We start from the raw sequence: 21,165 nt of genomic DNA, 5'->3' as shown, positions 1-21,165 counted from the left end.
GGAGCCTAAAGTCTCCAATTTTGCCTGGTATCGTTAGTTTCTCTAACGATACCTTTATCACTGCGGCAACTGTTTTTGTAGGATTGCTCTATCAGACAATCCCATCTAATACGCTCTCTTTATTCTTCCTCTTCTGCTAGAAGTTTTGCGCGTGTAGCTTCGTCAAGAAGTGGGTACCCAAGTTTTTTGCGTTCTGCTACGAATGTTTTAGCTACGACACGGGCTAAGTTACGGATACGAGCGATATAACCAGCACGTTCTGTAACGGATACAGCACCACGAGCATCAAGCAAGTTGAAGGTATGTGAACATTTCAAAACGTAGTCATAGGCTGGATGCACAAGACCTAGTTCTAATGCACGTCCAGCTTCTTTTTCAAATTTTTCGAAGTTTTCAAGAAGCATGTCTTGATCTGAAACTTCAAAGCTGTATTTTGAATGCTCGTATTCAGGTTGAAGGAAGATTTCTCCGTATTTAACGCCTGGAGCCCACTCGATATCGTAAACAGAATCTACTTCTTGGATGTAAGAAGCTAAACGCTCCAAACCATAAGTGACCTCAGCGGTAACAGGGCCAGTTGCTAAGCCACCGACTTGCTGGAAATAAGTGAACTGAGTGATTTCCATACCGTCCAACCAAACTTCCCAACCAAGACCAGCTGAACCAGTTGATGGGTTTTCCCAGTTATCTTCAACAAAACGAATATCGTGTTCCAAAGGATTGATCCCCAATTTTTCCAACGACTCGAGGTAGAGTTCTTGGATATTTGATGGTGATGGCTTCATAACCACTTGGAATTGGTGGTGTTGGTAGAGACGGTTTGGATTTTCCCCGTAACGACCGTCCGCTGGACGACGAGAAGGCTCAACATAAGCTGCGTTCCATGGTTCAGGACCAATGGCACGAAGGAAAGTGTAAGGACTCATGGTTCCCGCACCTTTTTCATTATCATAAGCCTGCATGAGCATACAACCCTGGTCATTCCAGTATTGTTGCAAAGTAAGGATGATTTCCTGGAAAGTCAATTTTTTAGACATTGTTTACTCCTTTAATTTATATTATCTTCTTAGATTTATTTATCAAGCAACCAAGAAAAGGCTGGGTCCTGAAAAATATGACGTTTAGGAACAGTTTGTAAATTCTGATCGCACTCATCTATTGTACCTAGTTTCAAAGCACAGACTTCTGGTATATTTTCTTGAACAGTGAAAATTTGACTATGACAGTTCTGGCAGTAATAACGCTGTTTTCCTGGAGAAGAACTATAGGAAACAAGCTTTTCTTTTCCATGCAATACTAGCTTTTCACTGCTAACTTTAGCATTAACTGTATAGGCAGACGCAGTTGCTTTCCGACAAAATGAGCAATGACAAAAAACTAATTCCGATAATTCCTCATCTAGAGTGTAGGTCACTGCTTTACATAAACAAGATCCTTTAAGCATTATGCTCCTTTCTACTTAGGCATTAGACGAATTCAAAAAGAACCGAATTTCAACACCCAAGCCTTGCGACTAGGGGCGTCAGAAACGCGGTTCCACCCTAATTTATTACTTCATTGTTTTTGAAAATACTACAGAAAGCGCCACACTTATCTCTCAATCACCTGACTCTCACTATCTCAGGCTCGCTTAGGATCTACCGATAAGATATTCTTTCTTGTCGTCTATTATATCAAAAAGGAATAAAAAAGTAAAATTATTTTATCACTAGTCCTATATATTTCTTAGCCAAATTAATTTAACTGCCCCAATTTGTGCCCCATGGAACACAAAAAGAAAGACCGCTACTCTTACGAATAGCGGTTTAATCATATTTTTAAGCTACGAATGTAATTACTCTATTATTTAAGAGTAACTGAAGCTCCTGCTTCTTCCAATTTAGCTTTGATTTCTTCAGCTTCTGCAGCTGCAACGCCTTCTTTGATGACACCTGGTGCACCATCAACAAGTTCTTTAGCTTCTTTAAGACCAAGACCTGTGATTTCACGTACAACTTTGATAACGCCGACTTTTTTGTCACCAGCAGCTGTCAATTCAACGTCAAATGAATCTTTAGCAGCTTCTTCAGCACCACCAGCAGCAGCTACAGCTACAGGAGCAGCTGCAGTTACACCAAATTCTTCTTCGATAGCTTTTACAAGGTCGTTCAATTCAAGGATTGAAGCTTCTTTAATTTCAGCAATAATGTTTTCAATGTTCAATGCCATTGTTATTTCCTCCAAATAAGTTTATATTTTATGTTTATATTTTTGTAGCTAGGCTACGCTGCGTAGCTTAAGATTAAGCTGCGTCTTCTTTGTTGTCTGCAACCGCTTTGACTGCAAGAGCAACGTTGCGCACTGGCGCTTGAAGTACAGAAAGGAGCATAGAAAGAAGTCCTTCGCGGTTTGGAAGAGTTGCAAGAGCAACGATTTCTTCTTTTGATGCGACAGCGCCTTCGATTGCACCACCTTTGATTTCAAGTGCGTCAGCGTTTTTAGCAAAGTCGTTCAAGATTTTCGCTGGAGCGATAACATCTTCGTTAGAAAATGCTACAGCAGATGGTCCAACAAATACAGATGCAAGTTCTGCAAGGCCAGCTTTTTCAGCTGCACGACGTAAGATTGAGTTTTTAATAACTTTATACTCAACTTCGCTTCCACGAAGCTCACGACGAAGAACTGTATCTTGTTCAACTGTCAAACCACGAGCGTCTACAACGACGATTGATGCAGCAGCTTTCATTTTTTCAGCTACTACGTCAACTAGTTCCGCTTTTTTAGCAATAATTGCTTCACTCATTAGTGTGTTCACCTCCGTAATTATTTTGCTTGGGGAATTTTTCCAAAAGAAAAACGCGCCCAAACCTAGACACGAAAGTACAATACGCTTCTTTTTACATGATACGTTTTGTCCTCGGTAGGATATTTATGAGTCGAGCTCCCCTACTGTCTTAGGCAGTTTTTTCAAACCGTATATAAGTATACCATACTACTTTGTTTAGTGCAAGAGTTTTTTTCTTATTTTTTAAAAATTTTATTTATTTTTTAACCTTATTTCAAGATAATCTCATCAAAAATCAATTTTAGTTCTTGACTTGTTTGATTTTTTATTGTACTATACAACTGTATATACAGTTAAAAGGAGTTATTATGAATACACAAAAGAAAACACAATTCATGACCTTGACCGCATTGCTAACAGCTATCGCTATTTTGATTCCTTTGGTGATGCCCTTTAAAATTGTCATTCCTCCCGCTTCCTACACTCTAGGAAGTCACGTTGCTATTTTTATCGCCATGTTTCTCTCTCCATGGATGGCTATCTTTGTTATTATAGCTTCTAGTTTAGGATTTCTCATGGCTGGGTATCCGATTGTCATTGTACTTCGCGCCTTTTCCCACATATTCTTTGGAAGTCTGGGTGCTTTCTATCTTCAAAAACATCCTCAAACCTTGGACAATAAGAAATCTTCATTGATTTTTAACTTTGTACTTGGCTTGGTTCATGCTATTGCTGAAGTTTTGGCTTGTATGATCTTTTATGCTAGTACTGGAACTGACTTAAAAAATATGTTCTATGTCTTGTTTGTATTAGTTGGATTTGGTACTATTATCCATAGTATGGTAGACTATTACTTAGCCTTGGCTGTTTATAAAGCATTGAGAAAACGCCGTTAAGCGTTTAGAAAGAAGAATATGACAAAAAATCGAAAAGAAGCTCTTTTACAACTGTTAAAGGAGTCTCAAAAACCTCTAAATGGTCAAACATTAGCAGACCGTTTTCATGTAACCCGCCAGATTATCGTTCAGGACATTGCAGTACTGCGTGCTGATGGGGCTCCGATCTTATCAACCAATCGTGGCTATATTTATAAAGAAAATAAAACCAATCCGTATGTTCACAAACTGTTTAAAGTCAAACACGAAATGGAAGAAATTGGTCAAGAACTTCTAGCTATCGTCGATAATGGGGGACGTGTTCAGAATACCTTGATTGATCATCCTGTCTACGGTGAAATTGAAACCTTGCTCAAACTCTCTTGTCGCCGTGACGTTCAGCATTTTTTAGAGCAAGTCGAAAGATCTGACTTTAGACCACTTTCTGAATTAACAGATGGCGTCCATTATCACCTAGTCGAAGCTGAAAATGAACAAGACCTCCTCTATATCGAGAAGGCCTTGGATAAGTTAGGTTATTTAGTAAAGGATTAGAAGGTTTTCTTTTCCCATCCATCTTCTGTACGGTGACGGTAAAAAAATTCTGATTTATCAGGAGCTTCCATCATCTCCATCAAGGGTAACATATCATAGGCCAGATCCAAATTTGGAATCTGGTCTTTTTGCACCCAGGACACTTCTCCTTCTTCAGATGATTGGAGAGTACCGGTGAACTCAGTCGCTTTATAACAAAAGACTATATAGCGTTCACCGGAATCTAAAGGCCAATTTTTTATACCGACCAGTTGAGGATTTTTTATCGTCAGACCTGTCTCCTCGTATATCTCACGAATGACAGATTCAGCGAAAGCTTCTCCATTTTCAACATGACCTCCTGGGAAAGCATAGCCAGACCAGCGGTTGGTTTCAGGCGATCGATACTGCATAACCACGCGCTGATTTTCAAGGTCTTCAATCAAGCAAATATTGGTTAAAATCGTTAATTGTGCTCGAGACATACATAGACTCACTTTCTAATGTTTAATTTTCTACATACTTAACTTTAGACTTCATAATCAAAGGATTAATCAAGTCATGATATTCATGAATTTCATGGAGCAAGGATCCTCTAATGATTCTGATTTCATTATTTTCTTTATTAACGTAGTAGTCTATATTGATAGGCATAGATGAATCTGGAACCATGGAAAAGAAGAAAAATGTCATGAACCAGATCAAGAGTGCAAAGAATCCGCTAAGAGCCTGAAAAATCAGATGATGCCACTGAAAAATTCTCGTTTTATAAAAGATTGTCCATGGTTGGATAAATAAAGTCAAGCAAAGACCAAAGAACCAGAGATTCCACAAGACTGGTGTAAAGGCTAAACCAAAAAGCCCTAAGATAAAATGAATCAGTACAAATACCAGGAACAAAAGATAAATAAACCTAAATACAGTTAGATGTTTCATCATGATTGATTCCTTTTCTTTTCAATATATTTCATTACTAGAGTTATAATAGATGCCAAACTGAAAAAGATCAGATAAGTTGCAATAGGAAACCAGATGTAACGGTGATCTAGGGACAAGAGAGAAGGCAAAATTCCTTTACTATTTTTCCCGCCAATCCCAAAAAAGAGATGAACCACTAAACCGATACTATTAAGATAGATAAATAATTCTGCATATCTTTGTATTGTCATCCTTGTCCTTGACAAGTCTAAGAACCAATAGTCAAATAATCTATAGACCAGACAGAAAAGATTTATATATATTGGAAAACTATAGTTGATATCTCTGTATGGCTCAGGAATAGGAAGGCTTTTGAAAATTAGAGTCACACCTAAGCCTATTCCTAGGACAAGACCAAGGACCAGGAAGAATCCTAAAAATTTATGAGAATCCAGCCAAAACTGAAAATTTTCTTTCCTTGATAAATTCTTTTTTGTGTTTGATTTTCTTTTATGTTTTTTCATTCGAGTAAATCTTCCCGTTTTCTTTTCAATATACTTGGAAATTATAATTGTCACAATAGGCACTAGAAAGAAAATGAAATAAGTAACTAGGGGAAACCAGATATAGCGATAGTCTAATGCCCATATCGGAAGTAATCATCTTCCTGTTTTAGAGGTCATCCCAATCGTTAACTGTAATACACAAGCAATGCCGTTAGGATATAAAAACACTTCTGCAAAATTTCGCAAGGAAATCCAGTCTTTCCTAAAGGTACGAAGGGAAAGTATGATAAGATGCATTCACCAAAAGAACGATATTTAAATAAAGTGGAAAACTATAATGCAGTTTCCGATAGGGACTTGGAATAATGGTTGTTCCGTACAATAGATATAATATTCCTAGAGCAGAAAAGAACAGAACGCTTGCATCAAGGATCCAGGCAATTGTTGAATGTTGCACAAAACACAGATTCATGCGGTCCAGTAGACCAATCTTTCGCTTTGATTTCTGGTGTTTTTTTAATGTTTTCTGTCTCTTACTTTTTTGTTTCATGATAGTTTCTTCACTTCTGCTGCTACTTTTTGGAGATGCTCTTCACGCATACTTGCTGTATTCACATCCCGTCCAACTTCACCTAGTATGCACACGCGCTTGGTTTTAATCCCACAGTGATTCAAGACAGCATTTTTCAAAACAGAGATCCCATAACTATCTGGAATGTTGATAGGACCTGAAAAGATTTTGTACCACCAAGTGGGCGCCATGGAGGTTGCGTAAATACTGGCTGTTTTCCCTTTTAATAACTTTTTAAACTGCTTGCCTCTAAGGTAATTCCAGATAAAACTCCCCTGATCATTAGCAGAGTATGCAATTCCCGGTGTAAAGACCCGGTCGATCCAGCCCTTCATAAGGCTCGGCATACTACTCCACCAGATGGGATAAACAAAGATCAGGTGATCCGCCCACTGGATTAATTCTTGGGAAAGAAGGATAAAAGAATCTTCTTCCATACGTTTTCGATAGCCATAACGTAAAACAGGATCAAAGTCCTCTTCATTAAGGTTGATGACTTCAAGTTCATGGCGACCTGAGTCAATGTTTTCTACAATAGTTTGAAAAATAGCCTGACAGTAACTTTCCTTATCAGGGTGTCCATTGATGACTAGAATTTTCATTCGTTCTCACCTTCATCTTTTTGTTTCATTCAATCTCTTTCGCTCTTTACACTTGATTAATTGATAATAGTTCAAATATTGATAGATACGTCTTTAGGAATCTTTATTTGAAGAACACACCATCCGCAATTCCTTAACAGGTTTTCCAAGTTCAAGTATTTTTTCTGGGCCATCAACAGTAAAACCCATTTTTTGATAGAAAGCAATGGCTCGCTTATTATCTTTCAATACCCATAAATAAATTTCAGAGAAATGATCAAGAGCAGCAAATGCAGCATGCATTAACTGTTTACTCACACCTTTTCCATAGTAATCTTTTAAAACATATAAGGCTATGATTTCACCAGCTTGAATGGCTTCATCACGAAAATTTCCATAGCTGATAAATCCAACGACCTTCTTTCCATCCATCGCAATCAAGGTATTCTCTGGATATTTTTGACTAAAGAATCGACATCTTTCTAATGTCATCGTCTCCTGAAAATCCGCGGGTAAAAGATCGTCATAAGCCTCTCTCCACGTTTGCCAATGAATGAGGGACTTACCTTCTATCTCTTCAGAAGTTTCCATCTGTTTGATAGTGATGACCATTTGCTTCCTCCCATTCTTCTCTCAAAATACCGTATTTAATACTATCATAATAAACACCTTGATAATAACGAACTTTTGGAATATGAGCTTCTTTTTTCATTCTTAATTTTTCAGCCAATTTCATCATACCAAAATTTCCTGACCAAGTTGTCAAACCAAGATGCTCCAACTCCAAGTAATCCTGAAATGTCCGATCTATCCACTGTAGCATAGCAGCTTTTCCAATTCCAGAGTTCCAAAATTTGTTATCATAAATACAAATTCCCAATTCCATCCATCTTGTTTCTTTACATACCCAGTAGCGCGAAACAGTCCCAACTAGTTTATCATCAACAAAAATACCAAGGCGATTTGAGTTGTTTAGAGTGGATGCTAATTTTTGTAGTTTAAATTCTTGAAAATTAGGAAAATACTGATAATCGTCATAATAGGGAGCGTCATACTGCTTCCAAATTGGATTAGATTGTGAATAAGCAATTTCCCACAAAGGCACCAAATCTTCTTCTATTAGTTTTCTTAAATCGAGCATATTTATCCCTCAATCCAAAGCCTTGACTTCCAGCATCATATCACGAATCTGAGCTGCGAGTTCAAAGTCAAGCACTTCGACGGCTTCTTGCATTTGTTTTTCCAGTTTCTTAACCAATTCCTTGCGTTCTTGTTTGTTAAGGCTATTGATATCGACTTCCTTGTCCTCTTCTTTAGCCACAGTTTTGGTAACAGAAATAAGATCACGGATTTCCTTCTTAATAGTTTGTGGCACGATACCGTGTTCTTCATTATAAGCTATCTGAATCTGACGACGGCGGGCCGTTTCATCGATGGCTTTTTGCATAGATTGAGTCATAGTATCAGCATACATGATGACATGCCCCTCACTATTACGGGCAGCACGACCAATGGTCTGAATGAGTCCACGCTCATTACGAAGGAAGCCTTCCTTATCAGCATCGAGAATGGCAACTAAACTTACTTCAGGTACGTCAATCCCTTCACGAAGGAGGTTAATTCCTACCAAGACATCAAAAACACCCAAACGCAGGTCACGGATAATCTCTGTCCTCTCCAAAGTCTTGATATCTGAGTGCATGTATTTGACCTTGATGCCCATTTCCTTAAAGTAATCCGTCAAATCTTCTGCCATTTTCTTGGTCAAGGTTGTAATAAAGGTCCGTTCGTTCTTTTCAACACGGGCATTGATTTCACCCAAAAGATCATCAATTTGTCCCATAGTCGGACGGACTTCCACTTCTGGATCCAAAAGACCTGTCGGACGTATGATTTGCTCAATCACGGTGTCCGTTTGTTCCATCTCATAATCACCAGGTGTCGCTGAAACATAGACAATCTGGTGAACATGACTTTCAAACTCTTCACGACGAAGGGGACGATTGCCCAAGGCAGACGGCAAACGGAAACCGTAATTAACCAACATTTCCTTACGAGAACGGTCACCATTGTACATGCCCTTGATTTGCCCCATGGTCATGTGGCTTTCATCAATCATAATCAGGAAGTCATCTGGGAAGAAGTCGAGAAGAGTATAAGGAGGCTCTCCTTCGCTCCGCCCATCCATGTGGCGTGAGTAGTTTTCAACGCCGTTTGTATAGCCCATCTCACGGAGCATCTCAATATCGTATTCTGTTCGTTGTTTCAAGCGTTGAGCTTCAAGGAGTTTGCCTTCCTTCTCAAAGACAGCTAACTGCTCCTCCAACTCGGCCTCGATCTTAGCAATAGCTACTTCCATGTGGTCATCATTGGTCACAAAGTGAGTAGCTGGAAAAATAGCTAAATGATCCACTTCGCCCAGAACTTGACCAGTTAGAGCTTCAACTTCACGGATGCGATCGATCTCATCGCCGAAAAACTCTACGCGAAAGGCATGCTCATCACGAGAGGCTGGGAAAATCTCCACCACATCCCCACGAACACGGAACCTTCCACGCTGAAAATCAATGTCATTGCGTTCGAACTGAATATCAACCAAGTCATTCAAGAGTTTATCACGAGAAATCTCAAGACCCGGACGCAGACTTACGACGCTATCAGCGTATTCCTTAGGCGAACCCAAACCATAGATACAAGAAACAGATGCTACGATGATAACATCATTACGCTCCAAGAGCGCTGAAGTCGCGGAGTGTCGGAGTTTATCAATCTCGTCATTGACCGAGCTATCTTTTTCGATATAGGTATCACTTGATGGCACATAGGCCTCTGGCTGGTAGTAATCATAGTAAGATACGAAGTACTCAACTGCATTTTCTGGGAAAAATTCCTTAAACTCTCCATAGAGCTGACCTGCAAGAGTTTTATTGTGGGCGATGACCAAAGTAGGTTTATTAACTTGAGCTATCACTTGACTCATGGTATAGGTCTTTCCTGTACCAGTCGCACCCATCAGGATTTGAGCCTTTTCTCCACCCTCAATGTTATCTACCAACTGCTCAATAGCCTGCGGTTGATCCCCAGAAGGTTGGTATTTAGATACGAGTTTAAATTTGTTGTCTGTAATTCTATTGATCATAATTGCCTCATACATCTTTTCTATCCTTCTATTTTACCATAAAAAGGATTGACTTACTGATTCTCAACTTCTTGCCATTCAGCATCTTATGTCATATCTTCTTACATCAAAACACAAAATATTTGCCAACTTTTTTAGTTTCTGCTATAATTGGGTAAATATTCTAAAAAGGAGACTAAACATGAAGAAAAAAATCCTTGCATTTTTATTATTTTTATTTCCCTTATTCTCTCTAGGCTATGTTAATGCGGACACTATCAAGATTGTTAGTGATACTGCTTATGCACCCTTTGAGTTTAAAGATACAGACCAGACTTATAAAGGAATTGATGTCGACATCATCAATAAAGTAGCTGAGATAAAAGGATGGAACATCCAAATGTCTTATCCAGGCTTTGATGCTGCTGTCAATGCAGTCCAAGCAGGGCAAGCAGATGCGATCATGGCTGGTATGACAAAAACCAAAGAACGTGAAAACGTCTTTACTATGTCTGATACTTACTATGATACAAAAGTTGTCATCGCAACGACTAAATCTAACAAAATCACTAAGTATGAAGAACTCAGTGGTAAAACTGTTGGTGTTAAAAACGGTACTGCGGCACAACGTTTCCTAGAAAGTATCAAAGATAAATATGGTTTCACCATCAAAACCTTTGATACTGGTGATTTGATGAACAACAGTCTAAGCGCAGGTGCTGTAAATGCCATTATGGACGACAAACCAGTTATCGAGTACGCTATTAACCAAGGACAAGATCTCAGTATCAACATGGACGGAGAAGCCGTTGGAAGCTTTGCTTTCGGTGTTAAAAAAGGTAGCAAGTACGAATACCTAGTTACAGAATTTAACGAAGCTTTAGCACAAATGAAAAAAGACGGTAGCTTGAACAAGATTATCAACAAATGGACAAGTTCCTCTAAAACTAGTTCACAAGTGACTTCTCTCACTTCTACTACAAGCGCAGGGCAAAAAGCTACTCCAGTTAAATCAAAATATGTTATCGCGAGTGATTCTTCATTTGCACCATTTGTTTTCCAGAACTCAAGCAACCAGTACACTGGTATTGATATGGATCTAATCAAGGCTATTGCCAAAGATCAAGGTTTCGAGATTGAAATCACCAACCCAGGATTTGACGCTGCTATTAACGCGGTTCAATCTGGTCAAGCTGATGGTATGATTGCTGGTATGTCTGTTACAGACGCCCGTAAAGAAACCTTTGATTTCTCAGATTCTTACTATACAGCTAATACGATTCTTGGAGTTAAGGAATCAAGTACGATTTCTTCTTATGAAGATTTGAAGGGTAAAACCGTTGGTGTTAAAAATGGTACTGCTTCTCAAACCTTCTTAACTGAAAATCAAAGCAAATATGGTTATAAAATTAAAACCTTTGCAGATGGTTCATCTATGTATGACAGCTTGAATACTGGTGCAGTTGATGCTGTGATGGATGACGAACCCGTTCTTAAATACTCTATCAGTCAGGGTCAAAAATTAAAAACACCAATCGAAGGTACTCCAATTGGTGAAACTGCTTTTGCAGTTAAAAAGGGAAGCAATCCTGAATTGATTGAAATGTTCAACAACGGTCTTGCAAATCTTAAAGCAAGCGGTGAATTCCAAAAGATTCTTGATAAATACCTTGCAACTGATTCAACAAGTGAATCATCAACTGTTGACGAAACTACTATTTGGGGCTTGTTGAAAAACAACTATAAACAACTCCTCAGCGGACTAGGAATTACCCTTTCTCTAGCTCTAATTTCCTTTGCAATTGCGATTGTTATTGGGATTATCTTTGGTATGTTTAGCGTTAGTCCTTATAAATCACTTCGTCTCATTTCGGAAATCTTTGTCGATGTGATTCGTGGTATTCCATTGATGATTCTTGCTGCCTTTATCTTCTGGGGAGTTCCTAACTTTATCGAATCCCTTACAGGTCAACAGAGTCCAATCAACGACTTTGTCGCTGGAACAATTGCACTGTCTCTAAACTCAGCTGCCTACATTGCTGAAATTGTTCGTGGTGGTATTAAGGCTGTTCCTATCGGACAAATGGAAGCCAGTCGAAGCCTTGGTATCTCTTACAGTAAAACCATGCGTAAGATTGTCTTGCCACAAGCAACCAAACTCATGCTTCCAAACTTCGTCAACCAATTTGTTATCGCTCTTAAAGATACTACTATCGTATCTGCAATCGGTCTGGTTGAACTCTTCCAAACTGGTAAGATTATCATTGCTCGTAACTACCAAAGTTTCAAAATGTATGCAATTCTCGCAGTCTTCTATCTTGTGATTATCACTCTTCTTACTAGACTTGCAAAACGCTTAGAAAAGAGGATTCAATAATGGCTAAATTAAAAATCGATGTCGATAATTTACATAAACAATATGGAAAAAATAAAGTCCTTAAAGGAATCTCAGCAAAATTCTACGAAGGAGATGTTGTTTGTATCATTGGACCTTCTGGTTCAGGTAAATCGACTTTCTTGCGTAGTCTGAATCTCCTTGAGGAAGGTACAAAAGGTCATATCACGGTTAATGGTTATGATTTGACGGATAAAGCAACCAACGTGGACCACGTTCGTGAAAATGTCGGAATGGTTTTCCAGCACTTCAATCTTTTCCCACACATGACGGTATTAGAAAATATCACTTTCGCTCCAGTAGAGCATAAGTTGATGACTAAGGCTGAAGCTGAAAAATTGGGAATGGAACTCCTTGAAAAAGTTGGACTTGCTGATAAGGCTAATGCAAATCCTGAAAGTCTATCAGGTGGACAAAAACAACGTGTGGCTATCGCTCGCGGTCTAGCCATGAACCCTGATATCATGCTCTTTGACGAACCAACTTCTGCCCTTGACCCTGAGATGGTCGGCGACGTTCTTAACGTTATGAAGGAATTAGCTGAACAAGGCATGACCATGATCATCGTAACCCACGAAATGGGATTTGCCCGCAAGGTTGCCAATCGTGTGATCTTTACTGCTGACGGAGAATTCCTCGAGGACGGAACACCCGACCAAATCTTTGATAACCCACAACATCCTCGTCTTAAAGAATTTTTAGACAAGGTTCTAAACGCCTAGAAGAGATAGGGCTAAAAGTCTTTATAATCAAAAAAACGCATTGTATCAGGTATAAAAAACTTGATATTATGCGTTTTATTGTGGAAAGATTTACTTCGGTTTCTCCTAATACTCAATGAAAATCAAAGAGCAAACTAGGAAGCTAGCCGCAAGCTGTACTTGAGTACGGTAAGGCAACCCTGACGTGGTTTGAATTTGATTTTCGAAGAGTATGAAATTGAGTTTTGCCTAACCTCTTAGTATAGACGTATTGGATTTTTGGATTTTTTAGAAAATTATGATAAAATAAAGGATATGAAAAATGGGGACTCCTCATGCCTAGTTTAACTAGGAAACAAAATAGAAATTAGGTAGCTAGATGTCATCAAAAGTTATTGTTACAATTTTCGGTGCAAGTGGGGATTTGGCCAAACGTAAGCTCTACCCTTCACTTTTTAGACTTTATAAATCAGGTAATCTTTCTGATCATTTTGCTGTTATTGGAACTGCTCGTAGACCTTGGAGTAAGGAGTATTTCGAATCTGTCGTTGTCGAATCTATTTTAGACTTGGCAGATAGTGTGGAAGAAGCTCAAGCATTTGCGAGTCATTTTTACTATCAAAGCCACGATGTTAATGACACTGAGCACTACATCGAATTACGTAAACTTCAGGCTGAATTAAACGAAAAATATCAGACTGAACACAACAAACTCTTCTTCCTCTCAATGGCACCACAATTCTTTGGTACCATCGCCAAACACCTCAAGTCTGAGCAGATTGTTGACGGTAAAGGCTTTGAACGTTTGATCGTTGAGAAACCTTTTGGAACCGACTATGAGACTGCAAGCAAATTAAACGAAGAACTCCTAGCTACTTTTAACGAAGAGCAAATCTATCGTATCGACCACTATCTCGGTAAAGAAATGATTCAAAGCATTTTTGCCATTCGTTTTGCTAATATGATTTTTGAAAATGTTTGGAATCGTGAACACATCGATAATGTTCAAATTACCTTTGCAGAACGTCTAGGTGTTGAAGAGCGTGGTGGCTACTATGATGAGTCTGGTGCCCTTCGTGATATGGTTCAAAACCATACACTCCAACTCCTGTCGCTCTTAGCTATGGATAAACCAGCAAGCTTTACGAAGGATGACATTCGTGCAGAGAAAATCAAGGTCTTCAAGAACCTTTACCACCCTACAGATGAGGAACTTAAAGAGCAATTCATCCGTGGTCAATATCGTTCTGGTAAAGTTGATGGTATGAAATACATCTCTTACCGTAGTGAACCAAATGTTAACCCTGAATCTATGACAGAAACCTTTGCATCAGGTGCTTTCTTTGTTGACACTGATCGTTTCCGTGATGTACCTTTCTTCTTCCGTACAGGGAAACGCCTCACTGAAAAAGGAACACACGTGAATATTGTCTTCAAGCAAATGGATTCCATTTTCGGAGAGCCTCTAGCACCAAACGTGCTTACCATCTATATCCAACCAACTGAAGGTTTCTCTCTCAGTCTTAACGGTAAAAAGGTAGGGGAAGAGTTTAGCCTTGCGCCAAATTCTCTTGACTATCGAACAGATGCAACTGCAACAGGTGCTTCGCCAGATCCATATGAAAAACTCATCTATGATGTTTTGAACAATAATTCAACTAACTTTAGCCATTGGGATGAAGTGAGTGCCTCATGGAAATTGATTGACCGTATTGAAAAGCTTTGGGCTGAAAACAGTGCTCCACTCCATGACTACAAGGCTGGCACTATGGGACCTCAAGCTAGCTTTGATTTACTTAAAAAATACGGAGCTGAGTGGACTTGGCAACCAGATATCGCCTATCGTAAAGATGGTCGTTTAGAATAATCATGACCACCCGTCTAACGGGTGGTTTGAACCAGGGCTATAAGCCCAAATTACCAGCCAGCGCCTAAAGACGCTGGCTTTCACGTTGTTCAAGCCTCATTGCTCTTGACTCGTCACTTACCTCTTAAAGAGGCGTGAGTATTACTTACCACTATCCCTAAAGGGATCCTCATATTCTTTTACACTCAATTTATCTAGTGCTATATCATACTTTTCCTGATCTTGAATATATTTCTTAATTGTGGCTTCATTAAGCCCTACTGTACTCACATAGTAACCTTCTGCCCAGAAATGCCGATTCCCAAACTTGTACTTGAGATTAGCGTGTTTGTCAAACATCATGAGTGCACTTTTACCTTTTAAATAACCCATGAAACTTGAAACACTTATCCTCGGTGGAATACTGACTAACATATGTACATGATCAGGCATTAAATGGCCCTCGATAATCTCAACACCTTTATAACTACATAATCGGCGGAATATTTCTCCCAAACTACTTCGATATTGATTATAAATGACTTTTCGTCTATACTTAGGGGTGAACACAATGTGATACTTACAGTGCCACTTTGTGTGTGATAAACTATGTGTCTTTTGTGCCATGGTTTTCTCCTTTCGCTTTACAATTGGCTTGAACACCTTTATTGTATCGCGTTTGGAGTTTTTTGGGTATAACCTTCGACGCGCACCCGCATAGCGGGTGGTTTATTTGTCTCGCACCTAACGGAGCGAGACGGACTGAAAGTCGCATAATCAAAAACAATCCTGCAAGAATTCTTGCAGGATTTTCTTTTATATCAAACCTTCTAGAAGGCCCTTCATAAAGTTCTCAGAATTGAATTCACCGATATCATCGATTTTTTCACCAAAACCAATCAACTTAACAGGAATATTGAGTTCCTCACGGATAGCCAAAACAACACCACCTCGGGCAGTCCCATCAATCTTGGTTAAGACAATTCCTGTAACAGGAGTAATTTTTGAAAACTCTTTGGCTTGTACAAGAGCGTTTTGACCTGTTGAGGCATCCAGAGCTAGGAAGGTTTCATGAGGGGCTTCAGGCACGACACGTTTAATGATCCGACCAATTTTTTCCAACTCTGCCATCAAGTTTTCCTTGTTTTGTAAACGGCCAGCTGTATCAATCATGAGAATGTCAACACCTTCTGCTACTGCACGTTCCATCCCATCAAAGACAACACTAGCTGGATCTGCTTTCTCCGGACCAGTTACGACTGGAACATCTACTCGACGACCCCATTCTGCTAACTGAGCAACTGCACCTGCACGGAAGGTATCCGCAGCAACAAGCATGACTTTCTTGCCTGCTTGCTTGTAGCGATGCGCTAATTTACCGATTGAAGTTGTTTTCCCGACACCATTAACACCTACAAAGAGCATGACTGTCAAACCATCTTGGAAGTTAATGCTTTCATTGTATTGTCCATCTTTTTCGTAAAGCTCTACCAATTTTTCGATGATCACACGACGGAGGACATCTGGTTTCTTGGCATTTTCAAGTTTTGCTTCATAGCGCAATTCTTCAGTGAGATTTGAAGCTACCTGTACACCAACGTCACTCATGATTAAGAGTTCTTCTAGTTCTTCGAAGAATTCTTCATCAACAGAGCGGAAGTTAGCAAAGAAGGCATTCAAACGAGCACCAAATCCCGTACGAGTTTTCTTGAGACTACGGTCATATTTTTCCTGTACAGTCTCTTGAACTTGAGGAATTTCTTCGATTACTAAATCTTCTTCCACTTCTTCAGAGGTATCTGACTCCGTCTCGTCTGGTTGAACTTGATCAGCTTCTTCATCGTCGCTATCACTTGAAGGTACTTCTTCGACTGGTGACTCAGGTTCTTCTGCAACAAACTCTGCTACCTCTTGAGCTCTTTCTTCAGTTTCTTCAACTTCTGTTGACTCTTCCTGACAACAATGGCACTCAGTTTTCTCTTCAAACTGAGTTGCTTTCGGTTCAACTGTTTCTAGAGTAGCTTCTGCCTCTGGTTCTGCAGACTCACTAGCTTCTTTAGAATAAGTTTCCTCAACTTCTGAACGTTGATCGATTTCCCCAGTATTTTTCACTTCAACTTCTTCAGTTCCAAGTGCTTCAACTTCCTCGCTAGGTTCTGTCAGATCCAAGTTTTCCAAAGCTTCTTTAACAACTTCTTCGATTTTTGGTTCTTCTTTTCTCCCAAATAAACGGTCAAATAATCCCATGCTTTAGTTCTCCTTCAGTACATATTTTTCAATGGCCCAGGCAACAGCTTCCTCGTCATTGGTCATAGGGGTTACTACATTTGCAACTTCCTTGACCTCAGGCACAGCATTTTGCATAGCAACACCGAGTCCTGCCCATTCAATCATGGAAAGGTCATTGGCCTCATCTCCACAAGCCATCACTTGACTTCGGTCAATTCCCAGATGTTCAATTAGTTTAGATAATCCTGTCGCCTTATGAACGTTCTTTGGTGACCATTCCAAAAGCATGTCGCGAGATTTAAAAATTTCATAATTGTTAAACAAGTCTGGTGAAATATTAGCAATTGCGGCATCCAGTGGTTCTTGGGCAAAAGCGGTCACACATTTGTTGTAGGTCATCTGACTAGACAAATCTTCAAAGTCAATTGGAACAAAAGTCAGAGCAGGATTAAATTTAGCATACAGACTTTCTTGATCTGATTGGATTTGGTAAACTGTACCTTCTGAAATGGCATCTAAAGGAATGCCTAGTTTTTCAGTTTCCTCGTAAATACGTGTCACATCATCAATAGAGAATACTGTCTTATCGAGGATTTCACCTGTATTTTTCTGAACCAATCCACCATTAAAGGTGATAGTATACTCGTCATCATGGCCGTCTGTTCCAAGCTCTTTAAGGAAGAAATCCATAGCCTTGAGGGGACGTCCAGTTGTCAGTACCACTTTGACTCCCTGATCACGCGCAGCCTTTAAAGTTGCCTTAGTACGATCAGTCAATTTCTTGTCTGTCGTCAGCAAAGTCCCATCTAAGTCTAGGGCAATTAATTTAATATCTGCCATTACAATCCCTCCATATAAGCAATAACTGATTGATCTTTGTGATGTCCGATAACTGTTTCAGCTAGTTCTAAAATCTCTGGACGAGCATTTTCAGGTGCTACCGGGTGCCCTACAACTTGCATCATGTGCAGGTCATTAAGATTATCACCAAAAGCCATCACTTGATCCATATCTAGATTCAATTTCTTAGCTAATTCGACAATAGCGACTCCCTTGTCAACATGGTCTAAAACGATGTCAATGGATTCAAAGCCTGTCGTCATAGCCTTGACCCCAGGAACATGTTCATTGACCCAAGCTTCTCCAGCGTCAACCGTTTCTTCAGTAAAGTTAGTTGTGAATTTGAAAATCTCATCGGTAATATCTTCAAGACTGGCTACTTTTTTGATATTTTCATTGTAATGATGGCTAAACATAAGATAGATTTCATCTACTGTATCTAAGACATAGCAAGCCTCTTTGCCAGTCAAGAGCATTTTCTTCTCATCAAAATAAGGTGAAGTCTTTAGCTTTTCAAATGTTGATAGGTAAAAATCACGAGGCATGGTTGCTTCATAAAGGTCCTCTCCATGAAAACGAACCAAACTACCATTTTCAGCAATAAAGATTATCTCATCTTTGACATCCGCAAAATGCTTTTCAAGTGACAAAAGCCCACGACCAGATGCAACAGCAAAATAGATTCCTTTTTCTTTATAAGAATGGAGCAACTTTTTCAGACGCTCCATATCAAATTGACCGGCACCATCCAAAAAAGTACCGTCCATATCCGTCGCTACTAATTTAATCATAAAATTCTTCATACTCCAATTAATAAATCTACCTTCTATTATACCATAGAAAAAGTAAAAAAAGACGTGCTGAATTGACACGTCTTTGTCTTCTATAAATAATTCCGTAGGGCCAATTTAAAGGCCAGGCTGATTTGCTTACCTTCTTTTATATCCAACCTCTCAACACTTTTCTTCCAAAGTTCTTGATTGAAGTCTATTCTGATAGTTCATCAGCTATTGCGTAAAAATTGTCAATCTTTGACTGAGATACATTTGTCACAATCATAAATAGCAAATAGTTCTTGACATATAATCTTGCATATGAAAAAATACTTGTTGGAGGTTGATAATATGACTGAAAAAATCAAAAACTGGGTTAATATTTGCGTTTTGAAAAATCAAGAAATTTTATTACTTAATAGACAGCACGATAATTTTCCTGGCTGGATTCCACCGGGGGGAAAAGTTGAATTCCCTGAAAGTTTTTTTGAAGCTGCATTACGGGAACTTAAGGAAGAAACTGGACTCACTGCATTAAATCTTGAATTAAAAGGAATTTCAGGCTTTACTAATTCAATTGGTAATGAGAGATTTGTCTTCTATGACTTTTTATGTACTCAGTTTACTGGTGAACTAAGTACATCTGCTGAAGGTGAGCCAAAATGGTGGAATCTAAAAGATATTGATAAAATACCAATGCAAGATGAAATAAGAAAAAGGCTACCACTTTATTTAAGAAAAGGAAGCTTTGAAAGTATTAACTATTGGGATGATAATAAGAAATGCATTAGTGAAAACAAAACAATTTTATTTGACTAATATTCTCTACGGTATAATCAAGGGTATCTAATAAAAATCATCTACTCTAACAACTTTTTCCTTATATCTATAGATAGCTAAAAAGCCTTGGAAACAGCTTATTCCAAGGCTATCTTTGTCTTTTATTGTATCAATTTCCTTATTCCGATTTCAGTTGTGACAAGTTTAATCATATATATTTCCATTCTCCGGTTAAAATTCTATCTTCTATTGGGCTAACTGTTATTAAAAATATAAGCCTTTTTCCACACTTTCCTGAATCAAGTCTTCCGTCAGTTTCCATAATTCTTCTGATTCACTTTTTATGAACTTTTTCTTTTCTAATACCATGTCTGCACTGATATTATCAGGATTATAATTGAATTCTGACACTTCTAAGTGATTAATCAGTGGTACCAAGGCATCGATCACTCTTGCATATCTTGCTTCAGCACTCTGCCCTTTTTCAAATTCCAACCACAAATTTTTCATATTCAAATATTTCTCTTCTGGAAGGAGGCTCATTGTTTTTTCTATAGATTCTAACTCTCTATCATGAGAATGAAGCTTTTTTTCATCATCAAAAACCCAAGTATCTCCGGCATAAATCTCACCTAAATCATGAATCAATAACATAGAAATAACTTTTTCCATATCCAATTTTTTAGGATAATAATCTTGAAGAACCATTGCAGCTATGGCACCCTGCCAGGAATGCTCGGCACTATTTTCAAATCTGCCATCAAGAGTTCTATTAAATCTTGTCACTGACTTTAATTTCTCTATTTCTTTAATAAAATCAACTGAATATTTCAAATTACTCATTGCCATTCCTACCTTATTCTAAATTACAAATATAATAGCAAAAATTAATCTTTACATCATTAATTTCCCGTATTTGCAAAAAAATAACGCCTAATCCACATGAGATTAGACGCTGATAAAATGACTATTTTAAACTTATTTACGGGTTTAGAATCAAACTTTCAGCCATTCATCAATTCAAGGTTCTCTTATCCATATTTGGCAAAGAGAGTCGGAATTTAATGATGCAGAGTCGAATCACAAAACCAACAATAGAAACAATGATAAAGACAGTGATTCTTGGAAAGTGAAGGACAAAGGCCAACCAATAATAAATAACTCCAATTACGAAAGATAGAAGGGCATAAATATCTTCTTTTAGAACACTCGGTACTTCATTGATCAGGAGGTCTCGGATAATTCCACCACCTGCACCCGTTAAACAGGCCAAAATCCCAGCCGACATCAAGTTCAATTTACTATCAGCTAAAGCTGTGGCTCCGATTAGAGAGAAGATAATTAACCCAATCGAATCAAAGATGAGGTAGGCTTCTCTCAACCACTTATAGAACTTTTTTTCATGACTAGCATTGGCCTGTTTTGAAGTTACAAAGACATACATGATAACCGCTACAAGGATAGAGACATAAATCGGGCTGGGATCAGCAAGAGAGGAAGGAAAACGACTGATAATAGAATCTCTCAAAATCCCTCCGCCTACTGCCGTTACAATTGCCAATAAACTAATTCCAAAAATATCTAATCGTTTACCAAATCCTTTGATGGCTCCTGAAGCCGCGAAGGCTATAGTCCCAATATAATTACAGATCATTAGGAATAGGTCAAAATCCATATAAGCTCCTCAATTTATTTTTGTAACCCTCCGACTTCTTGAAGGTCATTCTAAATACT

Annotated in this window: 23 protein-coding genes and 1 other annotated feature; of the genes, 6 read left to right on the top strand and 17 right to left on the bottom strand. The window is 38.7% G+C overall.

From position 1 onward, the window contains the following. Window positions 1–119: 119 nt before the first annotated feature. From glyQ to rplJ, 4 genes are all read right to left on the bottom strand, one after another. Complete coding sequence (gene glyQ / locus AAFQ93_RS05835) at window positions 120–1,037, bottom strand: glycine--tRNA ligase subunit alpha (protein ID WP_000038760.1); 918 nt, start codon at window positions 1,035–1,037, stop codon at window positions 120–122. A gap of 35 nt (window positions 1,038–1,072) precedes the next feature. Continuing rightward, window positions 1,073–1,444, bottom strand: a complete 372-nt coding sequence (locus tag AAFQ93_RS05830) for a GFA family protein (RefSeq protein WP_000912012.1) — start codon at window positions 1,442–1,444, stop codon at window positions 1,073–1,075. Window positions 1,445–1,842: 398 nt separating this feature from the next. Then, a complete protein-coding gene (gene rplL / locus AAFQ93_RS05825; protein ID WP_001196968.1) occupies window positions 1,843–2,208 on the bottom strand; it encodes a 50S ribosomal protein L7/L12 in 366 nt (121 codons plus the stop codon). A gap of 73 nt (window positions 2,209–2,281) precedes the next feature. Continuing rightward, the gene (rplJ, locus tag AAFQ93_RS05820) at window positions 2,282–2,782 is read right to left on the bottom strand and encodes a 50S ribosomal protein L10 (protein WP_001287269.1); all 501 of its coding nucleotides are present in this window, start codon (window positions 2,780–2,782) and stop codon (window positions 2,282–2,284) included. 38 nt (window positions 2,783–2,820) lie between these two features. After that, window positions 2,821–2,956: a sequence feature (ribosomal protein L10 leader region), on the bottom strand. A 176-nt stretch (window positions 2,957–3,132) separates the two neighbouring features. On the opposite strand from rplJ, the gene AAFQ93_RS05815 reads away from it, so the two are divergent. Continuing rightward, a complete protein-coding gene (locus AAFQ93_RS05815; RefSeq protein WP_001095969.1) occupies window positions 3,133–3,660 on the top strand; it encodes an ECF transporter S component in 528 nt (175 codons plus the stop codon). An 18-nt stretch (window positions 3,661–3,678) separates the two neighbouring features. Beyond that, complete coding sequence (locus AAFQ93_RS05810; RefSeq protein WP_075228334.1) at window positions 3,679–4,194, top strand: transcription repressor NadR; 516 nt, start codon at window positions 3,679–3,681, stop codon at window positions 4,192–4,194. Here AAFQ93_RS05810 and AAFQ93_RS05805 read toward each other — a convergent pair. The 7 genes from AAFQ93_RS05805 to uvrB all read right to left on the bottom strand — a co-directional run bounded on the left by AAFQ93_RS05805 (window position 4,191) and on the right by uvrB (window position 9,888). Further along, window positions 4,191–4,658, bottom strand: a complete 468-nt coding sequence (locus tag AAFQ93_RS05805) for an 8-oxo-dGTP diphosphatase (RefSeq protein ID WP_060955587.1) — start codon at window positions 4,656–4,658, stop codon at window positions 4,191–4,193. The two genes, AAFQ93_RS05810 and AAFQ93_RS05805, sit on opposite strands and share 4 nt — an antisense overlap. A gap of 22 nt (window positions 4,659–4,680) precedes the next feature. Continuing rightward, window positions 4,681–5,112, bottom strand: a complete 432-nt coding sequence (locus tag AAFQ93_RS05800) for a hypothetical protein (RefSeq protein WP_375554906.1) — start codon at window positions 5,110–5,112, stop codon at window positions 4,681–4,683. Then, window positions 5,109–5,615, bottom strand: a complete 507-nt coding sequence (locus AAFQ93_RS05795) for a hypothetical protein (protein ID WP_375554905.1) — start codon at window positions 5,613–5,615, stop codon at window positions 5,109–5,111. The genes AAFQ93_RS05800 and AAFQ93_RS05795 overlap by 4 nt, the downstream gene beginning before the upstream one ends. A 528-nt stretch (window positions 5,616–6,143) precedes the next feature. Continuing rightward, window positions 6,144–6,770 (bottom strand): NAD(P)H-dependent oxidoreductase, encoded by a 627-nt coding sequence (locus tag AAFQ93_RS05790; RefSeq protein WP_375554904.1) that lies wholly within the window; start codon window positions 6,768–6,770, stop codon window positions 6,144–6,146. 93 nt (window positions 6,771–6,863) lie between these two features. Beyond that, on the bottom strand, window positions 6,864–7,361 hold the full coding sequence (locus AAFQ93_RS05785) for a GNAT family N-acetyltransferase (RefSeq protein WP_375554903.1): 498 nt from the start codon (window positions 7,359–7,361) through the stop codon (window positions 6,864–6,866). Beyond that, window positions 7,327–7,890, bottom strand: a complete 564-nt coding sequence (locus AAFQ93_RS05780; RefSeq protein ID WP_375554902.1) for a GNAT family N-acetyltransferase — start codon at window positions 7,888–7,890, stop codon at window positions 7,327–7,329. The genes AAFQ93_RS05785 and AAFQ93_RS05780 overlap by 35 nt, the downstream gene beginning before the upstream one ends. A 9-nt stretch (window positions 7,891–7,899) precedes the next feature. Beyond that, window positions 7,900–9,888, bottom strand: coding sequence for an excinuclease ABC subunit UvrB (gene uvrB, locus AAFQ93_RS05775; protein ID WP_375554901.1), 1,989 nt, complete (start codon window positions 9,886–9,888; stop codon window positions 7,900–7,902). Between the two features lie 181 nt (window positions 9,889–10,069). Here uvrB and AAFQ93_RS05770 point away from each other — a divergent pair, with 181 nt between their 5' ends. From AAFQ93_RS05770 to zwf, 3 genes are all read left to right on the top strand, one after another. Continuing rightward, window positions 10,070–12,244 carry an ABC transporter substrate-binding protein/permease gene (locus tag AAFQ93_RS05770; RefSeq protein ID WP_375554900.1) on the top strand — a complete coding sequence of 725 codons (2,175 nt, stop codon included), beginning with the start codon at window positions 10,070–10,072 and terminating at the stop codon, window positions 12,242–12,244. Continuing rightward, the gene (locus AAFQ93_RS05765; RefSeq protein WP_049503260.1) at window positions 12,244–12,984 is read left to right on the top strand and encodes an amino acid ABC transporter ATP-binding protein; all 741 of its coding nucleotides are present in this window, start codon (window positions 12,244–12,246) and stop codon (window positions 12,982–12,984) included. The genes AAFQ93_RS05770 and AAFQ93_RS05765 overlap by 1 nt, the downstream gene beginning before the upstream one ends. A gap of 358 nt (window positions 12,985–13,342) precedes the next feature. After that, window positions 13,343–14,830: a glucose-6-phosphate dehydrogenase gene (gene zwf, locus AAFQ93_RS05760; RefSeq protein WP_375554899.1), complete on the top strand. Its 1,488-nt coding sequence runs from the start codon at window positions 13,343–13,345 to the stop codon at window positions 14,828–14,830. A gap of 141 nt (window positions 14,831–14,971) precedes the next feature. Here the strand turns inward: zwf and tnpA are convergent, their stop codons facing one another. The 4 genes from tnpA to AAFQ93_RS05740 form a co-directional block, all read right to left on the bottom strand. Continuing rightward, window positions 14,972–15,436 (bottom strand): IS200/IS605 family transposase, encoded by a 465-nt coding sequence (tnpA, locus tag AAFQ93_RS05755; protein ID WP_070458570.1) that lies wholly within the window; start codon window positions 15,434–15,436, stop codon window positions 14,972–14,974. Window positions 15,437–15,625: 189 nt separating this feature from the next. Continuing rightward, complete coding sequence (ftsY, locus tag AAFQ93_RS05750; protein WP_375554898.1) at window positions 15,626–17,056, bottom strand: signal recognition particle-docking protein FtsY; 1,431 nt, start codon at window positions 17,054–17,056, stop codon at window positions 15,626–15,628. A gap of 3 nt (window positions 17,057–17,059) precedes the next feature. After that, the gene (locus tag AAFQ93_RS05745; protein WP_375554897.1) at window positions 17,060–17,878 is read right to left on the bottom strand and encodes a Cof-type HAD-IIB family hydrolase; all 819 of its coding nucleotides are present in this window, start codon (window positions 17,876–17,878) and stop codon (window positions 17,060–17,062) included. Further along, window positions 17,878–18,669, bottom strand: coding sequence for an HAD family hydrolase (locus tag AAFQ93_RS05740; protein ID WP_320692340.1), 792 nt, complete (start codon window positions 18,667–18,669; stop codon window positions 17,878–17,880). The genes AAFQ93_RS05745 and AAFQ93_RS05740 overlap by 1 nt, the downstream gene beginning before the upstream one ends. A 333-nt stretch (window positions 18,670–19,002) precedes the next feature. Between AAFQ93_RS05740 and AAFQ93_RS05735 the strand changes: the two genes are divergently transcribed. After that, window positions 19,003–19,470 (top strand): 8-oxo-dGTP diphosphatase, encoded by a 468-nt coding sequence (locus AAFQ93_RS05735; RefSeq protein WP_000136624.1) that lies wholly within the window; start codon window positions 19,003–19,005, stop codon window positions 19,468–19,470. A gap of 225 nt (window positions 19,471–19,695) precedes the next feature. On the opposite strand, the gene AAFQ93_RS05730 is transcribed toward AAFQ93_RS05735, so the two are convergent. Together AAFQ93_RS05730 and AAFQ93_RS05725 are read right to left on the bottom strand one after the other, a co-directional pair. After that, window positions 19,696–20,274: an HD family hydrolase gene (locus tag AAFQ93_RS05730; RefSeq protein ID WP_375554896.1), complete on the bottom strand. Its 579-nt coding sequence runs from the start codon at window positions 20,272–20,274 to the stop codon at window positions 19,696–19,698. Window positions 20,275–20,446: 172 nt separating this feature from the next. Beyond that, the gene (locus tag AAFQ93_RS05725; protein ID WP_000344918.1) at window positions 20,447–21,106 is read right to left on the bottom strand and encodes a trimeric intracellular cation channel family protein; all 660 of its coding nucleotides are present in this window, start codon (window positions 21,104–21,106) and stop codon (window positions 20,447–20,449) included. Window positions 21,107–21,165: the final 59 nt, after the last annotated feature.

The organism is Streptococcus nidrosiense (assembly GCF_042140045.1).
Lineage (GTDB): Bacteria > Bacillota > Bacilli > Lactobacillales > Streptococcaceae > Streptococcus > Streptococcus nidrosiense.
Note: the sequence above shows the minus strand (reverse complement) of the source record. Positions and strands in the feature narration are given on the sequence as shown.

Bases quoted from the DNA above. Each gene is read 5' to 3' on its own strand.
- glyQ (WP_000038760.1), bottom strand. From the start codon at position 1,037: ATGTCTAAAAAATTGACTTTCCAGGAAATCATCCTTACTTTGCAACAA.
- AAFQ93_RS05830 (WP_000912012.1), bottom strand. From the start codon at position 1,444: ATGCTTAAAGGATCTTGTTTATGTAAAGCAGTGACCTACACTCTAGAT.
- rplL (WP_001196968.1), bottom strand. From the start codon at position 2,208: ATGGCATTGAACATTGAAAACATTATTGCTGAAATTAAAGAAGCTTCA.
- rplJ (WP_001287269.1), bottom strand. From the start codon at position 2,782: ATGAGTGAAGCAATTATTGCTAAAAAAGCGGAACTAGTTGACGTAGTA.
- AAFQ93_RS05815 (WP_001095969.1), top strand. From the start codon at position 3,133: ATGAATACACAAAAGAAAACACAATTCATGACCTTGACCGCATTGCTA.
- AAFQ93_RS05810 (WP_075228334.1), top strand. From the start codon at position 3,679: ATGACAAAAAATCGAAAAGAAGCTCTTTTACAACTGTTAAAGGAGTCT.
- AAFQ93_RS05805 (WP_060955587.1), bottom strand. From the start codon at position 4,658: ATGTCTCGAGCACAATTAACGATTTTAACCAATATTTGCTTGATTGAA.
- AAFQ93_RS05800 (WP_375554906.1), bottom strand. From the start codon at position 5,112: ATGATGAAACATCTAACTGTATTTAGGTTTATTTATCTTTTGTTCCTG.
- AAFQ93_RS05795 (WP_375554905.1), bottom strand. From the start codon at position 5,615: ATGAAAAAACATAAAAGAAAATCAAACACAAAAAAGAATTTATCAAGG.
- AAFQ93_RS05790 (WP_375554904.1), bottom strand. From the start codon at position 6,770: ATGAAAATTCTAGTCATCAATGGACACCCTGATAAGGAAAGTTACTGT.
- AAFQ93_RS05785 (WP_375554903.1), bottom strand. From the start codon at position 7,361: ATGGTCATCACTATCAAACAGATGGAAACTTCTGAAGAGATAGAAGGT.
- AAFQ93_RS05780 (WP_375554902.1), bottom strand. From the start codon at position 7,890: ATGCTCGATTTAAGAAAACTAATAGAAGAAGATTTGGTGCCTTTGTGG.
- uvrB (WP_375554901.1), bottom strand. From the start codon at position 9,888: ATGATCAATAGAATTACAGACAACAAATTTAAACTCGTATCTAAATAC.
- AAFQ93_RS05770 (WP_375554900.1), top strand. From the start codon at position 10,070: ATGAAGAAAAAAATCCTTGCATTTTTATTATTTTTATTTCCCTTATTC.
- AAFQ93_RS05765 (WP_049503260.1), top strand. From the start codon at position 12,244: ATGGCTAAATTAAAAATCGATGTCGATAATTTACATAAACAATATGGA.
- zwf (WP_375554899.1), top strand. From the start codon at position 13,343: ATGTCATCAAAAGTTATTGTTACAATTTTCGGTGCAAGTGGGGATTTG.
- tnpA (WP_070458570.1), bottom strand. From the start codon at position 15,436: ATGGCACAAAAGACACATAGTTTATCACACACAAAGTGGCACTGTAAG.
- ftsY (WP_375554898.1), bottom strand. From the start codon at position 17,056: ATGGGATTATTTGACCGTTTATTTGGGAGAAAAGAAGAACCAAAAATC.
- AAFQ93_RS05745 (WP_375554897.1), bottom strand. From the start codon at position 17,878: ATGGCAGATATTAAATTAATTGCCCTAGACTTAGATGGGACTTTGCTG.
- AAFQ93_RS05740 (WP_320692340.1), bottom strand. From the start codon at position 18,669: ATGATTAAATTAGTAGCGACGGATATGGACGGTACTTTTTTGGATGGT.
- AAFQ93_RS05735 (WP_000136624.1), top strand. From the start codon at position 19,003: ATGACTGAAAAAATCAAAAACTGGGTTAATATTTGCGTTTTGAAAAAT.
- AAFQ93_RS05730 (WP_375554896.1), bottom strand. From the start codon at position 20,274: ATGAGTAATTTGAAATATTCAGTTGATTTTATTAAAGAAATAGAGAAA.
- AAFQ93_RS05725 (WP_000344918.1), bottom strand. From the start codon at position 21,106: ATGGATTTTGACCTATTCCTAATGATCTGTAATTATATTGGGACTATA.